The 14703-nt window shown below is 32.4% G+C and carries 18 protein-coding genes; 2 read left to right on the top strand and 16 right to left on the bottom strand.

The genetic code is table 11. The annotated features are described in order from the left end of the window. Positions 1-64: 64 nt before the first annotated feature. Genes AB5935_RS21475 through AB5935_RS21400 form a run of 16 tightly spaced genes read right to left on the bottom strand, consistent with a single transcriptional unit; the run spans position 65 to position 12225 of the window. Positions 65-706 (bottom strand): OmpA family protein, encoded by a 642-nt coding sequence (locus AB5935_RS21475; RefSeq protein WP_005647323.1) that lies wholly within the window; start codon positions 704-706, stop codon positions 65-67. Between the two features lie 2 nt (positions 707-708). Beyond that, on the bottom strand, positions 709-1368 hold the full coding sequence (locus AB5935_RS21470; RefSeq protein ID WP_004295384.1) for a hypothetical protein: 660 nt from the start codon (positions 1366-1368) through the stop codon (positions 709-711). Positions 1369-1370: 2 nt separating this feature from the next. Next, on the bottom strand, positions 1371-1874 hold the full coding sequence (locus AB5935_RS21465) for a hypothetical protein (RefSeq protein WP_118419341.1): 504 nt from the start codon (positions 1872-1874) through the stop codon (positions 1371-1373). A gap of 7 nt (positions 1875-1881) precedes the next feature. Continuing rightward, entirely contained in the window at positions 1882-2637 is a 756-nt protein-coding gene (locus AB5935_RS21460; RefSeq protein WP_175324504.1) for a hydroxylase, read from the bottom strand. An 18-nt stretch (positions 2638-2655) separates the two neighbouring features. Beyond that, positions 2656-2997 (bottom strand): hypothetical protein, encoded by a 342-nt coding sequence (locus AB5935_RS21455; RefSeq protein WP_118419325.1) that lies wholly within the window; start codon positions 2995-2997, stop codon positions 2656-2658. Positions 2998-3015: 18 nt separating this feature from the next. Next, on the bottom strand, positions 3016-3855 hold the full coding sequence (gene traN / locus AB5935_RS21450) for a conjugative transposon protein TraN (RefSeq protein WP_004295380.1): 840 nt from the start codon (positions 3853-3855) through the stop codon (positions 3016-3018). Between the two features lies 1 nt (position 3856). Beyond that, positions 3857-4966 (bottom strand): conjugative transposon protein TraM, encoded by a 1110-nt coding sequence (gene traM, locus AB5935_RS21445; RefSeq protein WP_004295379.1) that lies wholly within the window; start codon positions 4964-4966, stop codon positions 3857-3859. Between the two features lie 3 nt (positions 4967-4969). Continuing rightward, positions 4970-5401 (bottom strand): hypothetical protein, encoded by a 432-nt coding sequence (locus AB5935_RS21440; RefSeq protein WP_118419324.1) that lies wholly within the window; start codon positions 5399-5401, stop codon positions 4970-4972. Then, positions 5401-6015, bottom strand: a complete 615-nt coding sequence (gene traK, locus AB5935_RS21435) for a conjugative transposon protein TraK (protein WP_118419323.1) — start codon at positions 6013-6015, stop codon at positions 5401-5403. The genes AB5935_RS21440 and traK overlap by 1 nt, the downstream gene beginning before the upstream one ends. 32 nt (positions 6016-6047) lie before the next feature. Then, positions 6048-7070 carry a plasmid transfer protein gene (locus AB5935_RS21430; RefSeq protein WP_008675929.1) on the bottom strand — a complete coding sequence of 341 codons (1023 nt, stop codon included), beginning with the start codon at positions 7068-7070 and terminating at the stop codon, positions 6048-6050. Beyond that, positions 7063-7719, bottom strand: coding sequence for a hypothetical protein (locus AB5935_RS21425; protein WP_130061991.1), 657 nt, complete (start codon positions 7717-7719; stop codon positions 7063-7065). Before AB5935_RS21425 ends, AB5935_RS21430 begins: the two co-directional genes overlap by 8 nt. A 1-nt stretch (position 7720) precedes the next feature. Further along, complete coding sequence (locus AB5935_RS21420) at positions 7721-8395, bottom strand: plasmid transfer protein (protein WP_175324502.1); 675 nt, start codon at positions 8393-8395, stop codon at positions 7721-7723. 10 nt (positions 8396-8405) lie between these two features. Then, positions 8406-11246, bottom strand: a complete 2841-nt coding sequence (locus AB5935_RS21415; RefSeq protein ID WP_154301693.1) for a conjugal transfer protein TraG — start codon at positions 11244-11246, stop codon at positions 8406-8408. 5 nt (positions 11247-11251) lie between these two features. Then, positions 11252-11551 (bottom strand): DUF4133 domain-containing protein, encoded by a 300-nt coding sequence (locus tag AB5935_RS21410; protein WP_154301694.1) that lies wholly within the window; start codon positions 11549-11551, stop codon positions 11252-11254. Between the two features lies 1 nt (position 11552). Continuing rightward, positions 11553-11867 (bottom strand): DUF4134 domain-containing protein, encoded by a 315-nt coding sequence (locus AB5935_RS21405; RefSeq protein ID WP_004295370.1) that lies wholly within the window; start codon positions 11865-11867, stop codon positions 11553-11555. Between the two features lie 19 nt (positions 11868-11886). Then, positions 11887-12225 (bottom strand): hypothetical protein, encoded by a 339-nt coding sequence (locus AB5935_RS21400; protein ID WP_008675931.1) that lies wholly within the window; start codon positions 12223-12225, stop codon positions 11887-11889. Positions 12226-12370: 145 nt separating this feature from the next. On the opposite strand from AB5935_RS21400, the gene AB5935_RS21395 reads away from it, so the two are divergent. Then, entirely contained in the window at positions 12371-12964 is a 594-nt protein-coding gene (locus AB5935_RS21395; RefSeq protein ID WP_004295368.1) for a recombinase family protein, read from the top strand. 426 nt (positions 12965-13390) lie between these two features. Continuing rightward, positions 13391-14401, top strand: coding sequence for an ArdC family protein (locus tag AB5935_RS21390; protein ID WP_005647298.1), 1011 nt, complete (start codon positions 13391-13393; stop codon positions 14399-14401). Positions 14402-14703: the final 302 nt, after the last annotated feature.

Here is a 14703-nt window from a genome sequence, read left to right as displayed (position 1 = left end):
TCAGATTATAAAACAAAGACCGAGAGTTTTACCTCCCGGTCTTTATTAATAGCAATCTCTCTTTTTAATATTCATCATTTGTGATAAATATTTCTACTCTCCTATTTTTAGCACGCCCAGCTTCACTTGTATTGTCTGCAATGGGTTCGCTATATCCTTTTCCATCTTCTGTTATGTTGTTTGTTTCTATACCAGCGGTTCTAAGGTAATTCCCTACTGCTGCTGCTCTATTTTTAGAAAGTATGATATTGTATTGTTTTTCTCCTATATTGTCTGTATGCCCAATTATTTTAATCTTAGTATTGGGTATTTCAGTAATGATATTACATAGATTAGAAAGCATTTTTTGAGCTTCTTCATTTAATTCATATGAATCAAATTTGAATAAGATTTCACTTTGAGCTGTTGCTTTAAACTGTTCTTTTCCATTTTTATCCTTATAGCTGGAGATTGATAAGCCATCAATAGCTTTTAGTTTATTTCTTCTAGCTTCTATCTTTTCTTGGATAGCTTTATCTCTTTCTTCCTTAACTAATTTTGCACTTCCACCAACTATTGAAGCGGTTGAATAGTTGCTATTATTTTCTATCATGTCTTTTTCTTTGTCGCTTAGTTCAGCGTTACTGAAAGTTATCATATGCGTTGAAGTACATGCGGTAAAAAATGTAATAACGAAGGCTGCTAGTATAATTATTTTCTTTTTCATGATTATCTTATTGCTATAATAGGTCTGATTTTAAATGAATTTCTTTTGCTTGTACTGGTTGCTCTCCCTTTTGTTAATGAAGAAATTAGTGCAAACACTTTAGGAGTATCTTTTCCTGCTCCATCTTCTGTAGAACTCCAGTACCAACCATCAAAGTGCGTTCCTCCAATGATTGAGAAAGAAGAATATACCTTTTCAAGATTATTAGAGATTGCTTTGTTTTGTGCGATAGAGCCAATAAACCAACCTGTAACACCTTTTGGCGCATATTCTATAGCTTTTTGAGCTGCTGGATAAGCTAAACTATCCTTTATAGCAAAGTTCATTATTGCGGCAGTATTAGCTGCTCCATCAAAGCTGTTTTCATCTTCCGAAACATTAGCTATATCCTCGTCTGTGTCTATTAAAGGATTTTCTTCTAAATCTTCTAATGAAACGGCATAAGCGGTTTCTTTTATATTTGGATTATTCCCATCATTGCACCAAAATACAACTCCAATGGCTTCTTTTTCACTGGGTGAAAAAAGCGAGGGATGCACTATACTTCCATCACTACATAAGATACTACCCGGCTGTAATGATGTGTCTATAATATCTTCGTGTTTTGTACATGATGATATTACCCCTATAATGGATAATAGAATTATATATATTTTTTTCATACTTATTTATTTATTGGAAATTTGACACCTACTAATAATCCATTTCGGAAATGGTCACGTGTCCAAAATACAAAATCATTTTTTTGCATTACAAAGACTTGCATTCCATTCCTAAATGAATAGCTATATTCTAAACCTATATCAATGGAAGCCTGAAACCCTTTTCTGTTAGCTCCTAAATCTGCTCCAAACCGCCATCTTAAAATACTGTTTTTGCCTCGTGAGATTGTAGGTTTATATGCTGCACCTATGCCGAATGTTTTATAGCTCCAGAAGCTATCAGAGCATACCTTATTACATACCGGGCATTTATCATATGCTGTAGCTAAATCAATATATAGTTCATAAGCATTGTGATATTTACCTTCAAACTCCAGCCCTACAACTGCATTGACGGTATTTTTCCATTGCCAACCTCCTGAAATATTAAAAAACTTATCACCATCACCAGCCATTGACTTTAGGGAAATAAATGAAATCATAATAAGAAATATAATTTTCTTCATTGTGTTATTATTTAATATTGTTAGTTTCATTTTTTTCTGTGGATTCATTTAGAATTTTCGAAAAATCAAGACGCCCTTTGTTTATTAGAAATTTTATATCATATAAGGATTCTTCATCATTCTCTTTTTTTATATTCGATTCCAAGAACAAAAAACCATTTTTCTGTAATTGTTCCACTTGCCATATTACATTATCGAAATAGTGAAGTAGGATAAATTGGGATGTATTAGGGGAATATTTTCCTTCTGTGAACAAATAGAAGAATTCTTTAGTATATAGCCTTCCTAAATATGTGGTTAATTCATTTTTGATTCCAGTGAATTCCGAACCAACATTTAAGGTATGACACTCATTCAATCCTCTTATAAATATTTCAGTTTCCCTATCACGCTTAAGCATTTCTGACAAAATACTTATATCAGGATTACATACGGTTGCTATGATGTAAGCAAGATTACAATATTCTTTAGGATAGTGTTTGCAGTAATAGTATATGGTTGCTGCAAAAATATTTTCCGCTGTCATTTTGAAGTATAAATATTCATCCCATTTATAAGTTTCTCTATACTGCATTCCACTCTTCTCAATAGCAAGAAATATATCTTTGGATATTTCTATAGCTTTGGGAATACTATTTATTTTCTCTTTATCAATGGGGTTGTCAAAATAGAAATCCTCGTTCCAGTTAATGGAACGTAATTTATAACCAAAACTTGGGGTTATAATTGGAGTTACTTCTTTTTTCTCATTGAGAATATTCATATGTTTTATTTTTAATTATTAAAACCAGAATTTATATATAGCAATTAAAATTAAAAAACCGAGAAGGAGTATCTGTGTTAACAAAATACCTCGCTTTAAAATGTAATATTCTTCTCGATTCTTGGATTCTTCTTTTAATGTTTTTATTAGTTCTTCTATAGACATCTCAAGTTGGCTGCCTTTTTCCATAGCATTTTCTATGCGCTTCGTATAGGCTTCGACACGTTTCAATTCTTGATATACCAGTTCTACCGCAAGCTGCGGGTTTACTTTCGGCGTGGTGTCTTTCCTTTTCCGTGGGCTGTACTGTCCCTGCTTAACGGGGGAAGCGGCTACCTCTGGGCGTGAGTTTGTTTCCATATTAATTCCTGTTTTTATTTATTCGGTAAAAGCATCTGCATGAAGAATGTCTGCATAATCAATTCTTAATGTTATAGTACGTCCTGAAATCTGTTTTTCAGATATTTCTATGGTAAGAACTTTTTCGTCTGGGAAAGTAAATTTTTCAAAGACAAAAATATTTCGATAGTTCTTCTTGAAAACAAGATTCTTATTAACTTGCATCAATGGAAGTATTTCTATAGATTGAAAATTAGTAGCCTTTGTTTGTTTTTTATCTTCTATTTTGAAGCGTATTTGGTCTATATCATATCGTATTTTTGTCTTATTAATCATAGAAATATCAATAAAGAAATACTTATCTAATGTGTAGATATTGTTTAGTACAATTTTCATTAGGTTACTTTTACTGGAAACATCATAGAATTTATTTTTTGAAATAAACATTCTATGTGCGTAATCATACATTTGTGCTTTGGTTAAATTCACTTCTGGATTCATATAGCTACGTAAATCAGCATAAGGGATATTAAAGCGAGTGTATGCTTTTGCTAAATCGCTACTATATACTAGCATATATTGTACGAAAAATCTTTCTGTAACAATGGTGATAACTCCACTAGCTCCTTCTTTTGTGGGCTTTATTCTAAGAGAGTTACCAGTAGGAATATCGCCAACAATATCATTGACTGATATATCAACATATTTTATATCTTCCATAGCTATAAAATGCGTTGAAACATCTTTGTTGACGTATATAACCTTTAGTTCTTCTGGGTTTTCACCTGCAAGCTCGATGTTTTCTCCAATAGGGGTGTTCTGTGCATTTCCTGTAATAACAGAAACCATTGTGCATAATGCAATAAAAATCTTTCTCATATTATTGTTCTTTATCTTTGTTGTTTACTAAAAAAACTTGTGTGTTATATTTTAATTTGGCTTTGTTTTTTTTGATGTTTTTGGAAAGAGCTTGGGTTGTACTACGGTAAGCATCTTGTAAAGCACCTAAAGCGAATTGTTCTACTCCTTCTGATTGGCTGTTCATTTGTATAGTTTGGCTTCCTATTTGCGCTCCAACATCTTTACTCAAATCTCTAAAAGCTGATGAAGGAACAAAGAAACCTTCTTGTCCGTCATTATCATATACGGATAAATCTACTTTCATTTGTTTGCCATCAACCATTATAGAGGAAATATTAATGTGTACTCTTTGGGCTTTAAAGCCAGATACATTCCCATATAGGTAAGTGCCTTTAGTTAAAAGAGCGTCATTAATCATTATATCATCTAGAAGCCGTATGCGTACTCGGCTACCATCTGTTACTTTTAAAGTTTCATCTAATATAGCTGTGATTAGCGAAGTTTTTTGTTCTTTCCCTACAGTATTAAAATATACTTCTGCGGGATTTTTCGCTTTTACAACTTCTATAGCCTTTTCTTTTGGCTTTTCATCCTGTTTTTTTTGAGGTGTTCTAGGACGTGGATTTTGCAATGAATCTATATAAGCCATTTGCATTTTAAAAAGCTCCATTTCTTCTTGCATCTTGGATTTTTCAGGAGCTTTTCTAGTTTCTATTTGGCTTGATTCATCTATAGTAGGAAATCCTTTTATTTGTTGTTCCAATTCCTTTTCTCGGATTCTAGAAGCTTGATTTAAACTGTCAATTTGCCTTATTTCATCATTGGAGTAAAGAGAACCAGAACTTTCAATTTCGCTAACCTCTTCTTCTTTATCTATGGTTTGTATTGATGAATAATCAGAAGATTTATTGAAAGCTCCTTTGAGTGATTCAAATTTACTTTTTATCTCTCTTTTTTCTAAATTAGCATCAGGAATATCAAGATTTAATTCTTCCGTTTCTACTAATGTAGTTTCTTCTGCTGGGGCAGAGTTTATCATATCCTTAACTAGCCATCCTATCCCTAAAATAAAAGGTAGGATGAGTATCGGAATGATGTACTTAGGCTTTTTAATATCAATCTGTTTCATACGCTATTTATTTAATTTATTGTATAAATCTTTTATTCGTACAGTGTCTTCTGGAGTTAATTTCCCATTTTTTCTTAGCTCATTAATTTCATTTTGCATTTTAATCACTTCTAACAAGTCGTGAACTCCTACTTGTTTTTTTTGTAGGTTACTATCAATGTTAATTTGTACTTTGCTTTTTTCTTCGTTGAAAACTTGCATTGGCTTTCTTTCTGGACGCATTACTAATGATAGAATTGTGACGAAAGAAAGGAATGAAATCGTAATTCCAAACATGGCTTTACGATGTATGTCAGCCCACGCTAATAAGCGTTCACAAGCGTTATTAACTCCGAACTTTTGAAATATTTTAGTAAGAAGAATAACTGTAGCTTGCTCGGCTTTAGTCTTGATACTTTCTTTTCTATCATTCTTTTTATGTTTAAACAGTTTCATTAGAAATTCTTTTTTACTTTATAATCTAGGTCTTTGTTGAGTATCGTTTTCCAATCTGTGATAATAAGTCCATGAGGATTATTTTCAGTGCGTGGAATTTGTCTTAATTTCCCTGTAGTTACAAGTTGCCTTTTTAGAATAGAAGTTTCTCGCTCTATACGTTGGATGCCATAGTACTCAAAAGATAGGTTGTTCATGTCCATCTTGATACTATCTGTCATAATTGTTACTGTTGCAGAACTCGCTAATATGGTGTTGAAATATCCTTTTTCTTTTAAATTATTATATTGTTTTAATCCGCTATCATCAATTAGATACATGGCTTTTTCCATGTTGTATTTTATAAATTCATCGTCTGGTGGTAATGTGAAAAATAAAGTGTGGAATAGATTTATGTGGCTTTTACATTCGACTTCCAAGTTGACTTCTGTACCAGTTTGTTTCACTAGTACAGGGACATCATTATCCAAAACATATATTTTTTTTCTTTCAGCTTTCACTAAAGAGAAACAAAAGGCTAGTACCATACCTGAAATAACTATACTAGTTGCAAAACAGCCAATGGATAAAATTCCGGCTAATTTGATTTTATTTTCTAAGTTTTTAATAATCATGATTATGTGAATTTAAAATTTAATGAATCTTTTTACATAGCTGCACTGGCTCCACCTGTAGCCGGAGCTGCTACAGCTTTGGTTGCGATGGCTGCTCCTCCAACCATGCCTCCTACTGCTTGCCCTACTCCAGTTGTACTTACAATCCATGTAGAAACAAAAGGTATTGTAAGCATGGCAAATGCTCCAAGTAATGCTGTAAGAAGGAAGCTATTGACACCTCCAGAGGTCATTCCGACATACATGACAAATGCAGCTTCATTTCTAAGCGCATATTCTAAAATTTCAATTTCTCTTTCTATCCCATATTGCATTACTACTAAAGAAATTGATAATACTATATATGCAATACATGAATATAAACTAACACTGACAAAACGAGCTATCCATTGTATATAAGCATCCCGAAATGCAGGTAAAACAGAGAATGCAAAAGCTAGTGGACCAAGAATAACTAATATTCCTGTGAATATGATTTGTAGGAAAAAGACAAAATAGGTACATACTTGCCAAAAAGTAACGACAATAAATTCAATGATATTAAACATTATCATTTTAACCTTAGCGACTACATATACATATAATCCAGCTATTTTGTCTCCAATAGCTGAAAAGTCTATACTAAAATCATACCATTTCTTATCCTTAACTTCATTTTCGGCTCTTTCAACTTCTAATGAAGTATGTAATAACTCTACTGCTACGCTATCAATGAGTGCATATCTATTACGAGAAAGTAATTCTACTTCTTCTATCTGGTTCGTAAACATAGCCTTGCTTTGTGCTGTTAATAATTCTCCGGGATAACTGATTAGATTAATAAAGGGAATCCAGAACATAAGAACCAATCCCAGTGCGAATGGACGCAATAATGGGATAATCTCTAATTTTTTATCTCCACTCATCATTTTGAAGCTTTCTACTCCAAAATATAATAACATAAAGATTGCTGCCAATGCTTGTGCATCCGCAATAAATTCTCCGAATAGAACAGTTGTTTTATCTCTTAGTCCATCAAATAATTCAAATAAGAATTTATCTATTAACTCATTCATGGCTCATTATTGTTTTATTTATATTATTCAATCTTGTTATTAATGAAAGAACCTCTATTAGTTCTTTATCAAAATCTAAATAGGCTTCTCTCTTTTTAGAGTTACTCATATGTGAATCATGGATTATATCTATGTTCTTTTTTATTCTAGTAACTTCATCAGTTATAACTTCAATGTGTTCTTTATTACCGCCATTAGAAGAATATTCGACAAGTTTTTTATTTATATCATTAAGAATATCATTTCTGCGATTTTTAGTTAAAGTGTATTGATAATCAATTTCTTTATCTCCAAATTTGAAGAGTTCCTGTCTATATATGGTATCGACATTATACCCTTCTTTTTCTGTTTCTGATTTATTGTACTCTACGGCTGCCATCATGGGAATTTCTTGTAACTGGAAATTACGTCTATCTTCCTTCCCGTATTTGTCGTGTAACCCTAAGCCCGGCAAAGGAATTTTAATACCCAAAACCTTTTTATACCATATCCAGTAATGATACCATTCTGGTTGTAGTCGTACTCTATCCATAAATTCCATATTATTAAGTACGCTCCATTTTCCTTTATCCTTTACAGGCATTTGGGAATAGACATTAGAAGTACCAATAATCAACATTAGGGAAAAAAATAAAAGCACTCTTTTCATATTATCTTTTAGGTTTTACTTTATAATTCTGTAATAAATCATCAACTAATTTTGAACGATTATCTTTGTATTTAAACACTCCCGGAGCTAATGTTTGTAATACTCCATTTCTTTTTGCTGTTTTCATCTGTCGGCATACAGCGTATGCTATACCTCTCATATTTCTTAGTTCATTAATAACATACTTAAGCAAGTCTATTCTTTGCTTATTGTCCATAAGGTTTACATCTGTCCCGACAATAGCGACCTGATAAATGTATTGTGTCAAATCCGCAGTGCGATTAACTAATTCTAGCTCTGTTTTTGCTGACACCAATAATAAAGCCGGGTCACCTACAGCAAGTTCAACCATTTGTTTTTGATATTTACCAATATCTGCTGCAATATCAGTACAGTAGATAATATCTTTTCCTGTTTTTATGATGGCTTCTACAGATTTTAGGCTATTATAAAATTTGCTTTGGAAAAATTCAATCTGAACCATTTTTTCACTGATTTGCTTTTGTATAAGGCTTATTTGAGCTTCATTCTCTTTCACTTTAGAGAAAGAAGTATGTTGCACCTTATGATTAGCTATAAGTGTTTCCATACAGGTTATATCCAAGACTGCCTTTTGTGAATATGCAACTTGGGTTAAAGTAGATGTTACCACTAAAATAAATAGGATTTTCTTCATGATATTATCTTTAACGGTTTGTAATCCTTTTGTATTTATCTAGGATATACTTATATAATGGTTGTTCCCCTATGATGTTAAGTATATCTTTTAGGCTTCCTTCATCGGAGTGATACCCTAGTACCTTATTGACTTGTAAAACCCAATCCGTATTTTTTAATTTGGAAGATTTTAGGTCTATTATAAAATTATCCAATCCTGTTTGGAAACTATCATAAATGATATGATAATATCCAACAGCATCTTTTTCAATTCGTTCTGTAGTAAATGTGAAATATTCGTGCAGAGAAACCTCTACTCCAAATACATTTCCATAGTTTCCTCTTTTTATAAATACTTCATTAAACCGATTACGGTTTTCTTTATTGGGAAGTTGATTTATGGTAAATATTTGCTTTTGATTTACTTCTGTTAGGGATAAAAGATTTGCTATTTCTTGATATTTGTCTATAAATTTACTTTGGTCTAATAGGCATATAATATCGGAGTTGCTGATTATAGAGTTTTTGACTACAGGATTACTAATTATGTCTTCCAGTTCTTGAGTAACAACCATTGCCATACCCCAAAATTTACGAACCGTTTTATACAAATAGAGTATATAGCCAGCCATCATAGGGCTAGCTATGGCTTTCCATGCTTCTTCAATTATTAATGCCTTTCTGTTCTTTTTTAATCTCATTTTTTGAATAAAAACGTCCATAATAATTAAGGTTACTATTGGAAATAATTCAGGGTCATCTTTAATTGCATCAATTTCAAAAACTATAAAGGGTTCTTCAAAAAGGGAAGTATCAAAATCCTCATTAAGAGTTTTTTCTAACTGTCCTCCTTTATAGAATTTTTTTAATAGAAACTTATAGTTAGTAATATCAAAATCAATTTTGTTCTCTTTGCAAATGATAGGTATAATGCGTAGGGAAAATTCGTAGAATGAGTTAAAAGATAAGCTTTCAACTTTTATTTCTTTCAATATATCTTCTTTCTTCTGGATTCGTCTTTCTATTATAGAAAGTAATCTAGTTTCAGGATTATCAAGCTCTTGGCGTGTAAAGCCTTTTTCGATGAGAATGTTTTGTATCGCTTTTTCTGCGTTGGTTTTTTCTCCGCCTTCTCCTTTTTCTACTAGTTGCTGTAATTTCTCTATTTTTTCGGAAAGTATCTTGCGTTCTTCTTTTTCCCTTTCGTTTTCAAATTCTTCTTCATTGACTTGAAATTCAAGTAGTAAATTTTCACGTATGGCTTCTTTTTCCGCATCTGAATAACCTTTAAAAGGATGAAAGTAGAAAGAATAATATTTTTCTATGGTAATATCCATAATTTCTTCTTCTTGCTTTTTGACCTCACCATTTGCACCTTTCCATATCAGGAAAATTAATGATTTAAGAAAGTTTTTCTTTTCTACATTATACTCTTCTTCAGTAATTCGGAAAGGATTCATAGATATAGGCTTGCTTTCAGAATAAGTAATGTATTTGCCATGATAGTATTCGCACATTCCTGAATAACTATGCCCTGTATCTACCAATACAATATCAGTGTTATCTAAAACCCATTGTCTTACTTTGGAGTTGACATAGAAAGACTTACCAGAACCACTTGGACCTAAAACAAAGAAGTTGGAGTTATTTGTATATTTTTTCTCACCTTCTTTCCCGGACATATCTATTCCAACAGGCAATCCTTGTCTGTCAGTAAAATAAGTAAGAAAAGGGCTGTTTTCTGTTACTTGTAATTTTTCCTTGAATAAAAGACAAATTGCAGCATCGGAAGTTGTTAGAAATTTGTCATAACTGTTTAGGTTGATTGCGTTTCCTGGCAGTGCACATTCGAATAATTCTAATTGGTTGAAGCATTGTTTATTAATAATAATGCCACAATCAAAAAGAGATGTTTCAACATAGTTGATAGCCTTACTAATATCATCAAGACCAGCAAGAATGATATTATAATGTGCATATACAAGCATTTGCCCTTCTCTGGCAATATCCGACTGCACTCGTTCTATGTCTTCTACACATAAATCATTTGCAGGGTCAGGCATTCCTTTATGTTTTTTCTTTTTGCCTTCTAATTTGTTTGCTTCGTTTCGTTGGTCTGGAATATTTATTACTTGATTATAGATAATTGTGTCTATACTTGGTGTATCATGCAAAAAAGAGAGTAAGTCAACAGGAAACCTTAGCCCAATATTGACCTCTTTATATGGTTTTATAACAGAAGGGAAATTAACTTCGTCAATATCTACAAGAGAAATGCACTGTACGTTTTTTTCTCCAATTATAAGATTTTCTTCTCTCGCTTTGATGTTTTTTAGGCTTACTGTTTGCTGATTGAAATTGATAGATAGAAATCTTTTTATATATATTTCTATTTCATTTTCATTTAATAGTTTAGCTCTTATTCCTCTGTTGGCGAATAGTCCTAATACTTTTGTGATGTTTCTAATAAAAGTATCAAACCTTCGAGGGTCAAAAGAAAAGAATTTAGACCTTTCTACTTCTCCTGTAATAACAAGATAAGTAGAAATATCAGTATATATTCGTCCCTTAAAATGTTCAAAATAACGATTGGATAAATAGTCGTTCTTCCTATTCTGGGGTGGTAAAAATGATTTTTTACATAGAATATCCTGTTTTTGTATTGTATATCCAGTTCCTAATACTTTGAGGATATTAGTAAATAAGTGGTGAAAATCATAGTAAGCATCCATATCTGCTGAATACTGTATTATAGGATTTTCACATTTAATGATAACAGAATAGTCGCCCCTTCGGTTATAGAATATAGGAGTATTGTCTATTGTTTCAATACCAATATAAGGAGCTTCAAATTCACTTTTCTTTTTCATAAGCTTTATTTTTTTCTATCTCTTATAAAAGTGCGTGATACTATATATATGCCTTTTCGTTTATCTTTCCTGTGAAGCCCTTTTCTTTGTAATTGCGATGTTATTCCTAACCCTCCAAACATAACTATTACAAGAGTTATACCTCCCCACATAAAAGAAGCCAGAGTAGAAACAATAGCACATAAAAGTAAAGCACTAATAATACAAGCTCCACCGATATATATGAACTTGCCTTTAAATCCTTTGAAAATAAGGGGCTTTTGCAGCCCCTTATACACATTGTAACTTGGAAACTCTTTCGACATATTAGATTCCGAAGAATGCTTTTACGACAACACCTGATACAACCAGAAAGATACATGACCCCATCCAGCCCATAACAGCCTTTTGTACATCTTGGTCACCAGAGTTCCATTTTAAATAAACTCGCACTGCTCCAACTAATCCTACTAGACCTCCTAGTATCATCATCATGTTTCCTAGGGGGTCCATGTAGGTTGCAAGTTCAGAACTAGCTGCATCAATTCCCGCAGCGCCTTGTGCAAAAGTGTTAGTTACTACCATTATGCTAATGGCTAAAGCGAATGCTCTTTGAGCAATTTTTGAAAAAAACTTTTTCATTTGAATAAAAATTAGTTGTTTATTTGTTAAAATTTACGTGTGAAAACATACTTTTCCCTTTAGCAAGAAGTTGTTCCATTGGAATACCTTGTGTTTCAACTTCCATTTCAATAGATTCATTTACAGATACATAATTTTGTTCAGATTCATTTTTTTCTTCCTCTTTTTCGTATGAGCCTGTTTCAAAATCTTCATCTACAACGTTGTGAGGTATTTCTTCTTCCTCTCCTATTGAAATAATTTCTTCTTCACCTGTATTGACTTTGCTTTGCTTTAGGAAAGCATCATACAGAATGTTTGCAGCGTAGTAAACTACATAAATGGCAAATACAGCCATGATAAATTGTGAATAACTCATATTCTTAATTTTAAAAGTTTCATTAATCGACCCTTTTTCTGTACTTTTGATTTATAATAGTACTAGAGGTAATAACAGGGGAAAAAACCCTAGTTTAAAATAGTTTCGCGAATAGTTGAGTTAATGAAACTTGGATTTAAATAAAATGGAGATAATAGGCTACGCTCGTGTTTCAACGAGGGAACAGAATTTAGATTTGCAGCTAGATGCTTTAAAAGAAGCCGGATGCAAACTTATATTTGAGGAAAAAGTATCAGGAGTAAAAGATAGACCCGAATTAGATAAAGCCCTTGCGTATTTGCGAGAAGGTGATACTTTTGTTATCTGGAAACTAGATAGATTAGGACGTTCTTTGAAAGATTTAGTTTATATAGTTGATTGTTTGCAGAAAAGAAAAGTTGCATTCAAAAGCATTGTTGATGGTATTGATACTAATAGTGCTTTAGGAAGGTGTCAATTTGGGATTTTTGCTTCATTGGCAGAATATGAACGTGAAATAATAGTAGAACGAACTAGGGCTGGATTACAAGCTGCAAAAGAACGAGGGAAACTTACGGGACGACCTATAGGATTATCGGAAGATGCAAAGAGAAAGGCTATAGCAGCAAAACGTTTATATGAAAATCGGGATTATTCTATAGATGAAATATGCAGGATATTACACATTGGAAGTAAGGCTACTTTGTATAGGTATTTACGTTATGAAAAAGTAAGATTGATGAATAGAAGAAATAAATAGGGCGTTACCTTTCAGGTCGGGCTTTTCGCTGCAAGTCCTCGCTGTGCTGTGGGCTTTCCGCTACAATCCCTAACGCATTTTTCCCACCCACCCTTCTAAGGTATATCCAATGCTTTGTTTTTTCCACCGCTTCTACGAAGCACCTACAAAAACAAGGCATTGGATATTCGGTTTTATAGACTTCATGTTCCCTAAAGGGAATATTCCGTTTATAAAACCGAATCTCTTACCCCAAATATATAAAACTTTAGGGAAAAAGATAATACGTTAAAAATCAGTCGTTTATAAACCTTATTTAACAAAAATAATTGTCCTATTATTTGCGACATTTATAGAAAATTGCTATCTTTGAGTATTGAAAATAAAGAGATAAATAAACTTTTAAAGCTGGTTTGGCTGCCAGTATAAAGAACAGCAAACAAAATTATGAAATCTACTTTTGATAAAAATGCAGAGAAGTTTGTAAACCTTATGGTTGAGAAAATTGAAAGTTTGTCTATGAATTGGCAAAAACCTTGGTTCTCTAAAGTCAATTCTAAGCAGAACTTTTTACCGCAAAATTTAACAGGGCGTACTTATAGTGGTGGAAACGCTTTTTTACTTTATTTTTTGTGTGAAAAATATAATTATCAAACTCCTGTTTTTTTGACATTCAATCAAGCACGAAACGAAGGTATTAATGTTCTAAAAGGTGCTGCTGCTTTTCCTGTTTATTATACATTATTTTGTGCTTATCATCGTCAGACAAATGAAAAAATTTCATATGATGAATATAAAAAATTATCAGAAGAAGAACAAAAAGAATACCGTTTAGCAGCTTATACAAAATATTTCCAAGTTTTTAATTTAGACCAAACAAATTTTGCGGAAAAATATCCCAATAGATGGGATATATTAAAGGCTAAATTTTCAGGAGAGGAACAGCCACAAGAAGAGAAAGAAATGTATGTAAATCCAATACTTGATGAAATGAATAAGAATCAAAATTGGGTGTGTCCTATTCAAACGGTTTCTAGTGATAGTGCGTTTTATTCAATATCAAATGATAGTATTACTTTACCTTTAAAGAGCCAATTTAAGGACGGAGAAAGTTTTTATGGTACAGAATTACATGAAATGGGACATAGTACAGGTGTTAAAAATAGACTAAATCGAAAAGGATTTTATGAAAATGATAAATTCAATTATGGACGTGAAGAACTTGTAGCAGAATTAATATCGGCTTTGTCTGGTGTATATTTGGGTATTTCTGTAACCGTCAGAGAAGAAAATGCGGCTTATTTAAAATCATGGTGCAAAGCAATAAAAGAAGAACCTAAATTTTTATTTACTGTATTGGCAGATGCTATTAAAGGTAGTAAGTTCATAGCCCAGCATCTAAATATAAGACTAGATGTGGAAGAAGTAGAAGAAGAGAAAAATACAAAGGTTGCTTAAAGATTCCTCCCTCCCAAATGGGGGGGGAGTTCTTTTTTCAAACGCCAAAAAAGAACCAAAAAGGCTTAATCGCTTCACTTTGTTACGCTCCAATAGTTTCGCTATCAGTAAACCCCACCCACCCTTCTAAGGTATGTTTCTTTATCCCTTCTGCAATCCTTAGTAAAGTTCCACTACCTTTTAGGTAACTCCACTTTAGTAAGCATTACAGAAGCGGAAACATGCCGCAAATTAAAATACATTCTCACTTTGAGAATACATTTTAATGCGTCTTATTGTCTAACCCAATAAGAACTATAGGG

It is taken from the genome of Phocaeicola sp. RTP21198st1_B8_RTP21198_201120 (genome assembly GCF_040929485.1).
GTDB lineage: Bacteria > Bacteroidota > Bacteroidia > Bacteroidales > Bacteroidaceae > Phocaeicola > Phocaeicola dorei.
The sequence above is the reverse complement of the archived record's forward strand: the minus strand, read 5'-3'. Positions and strand labels throughout refer to the sequence as shown.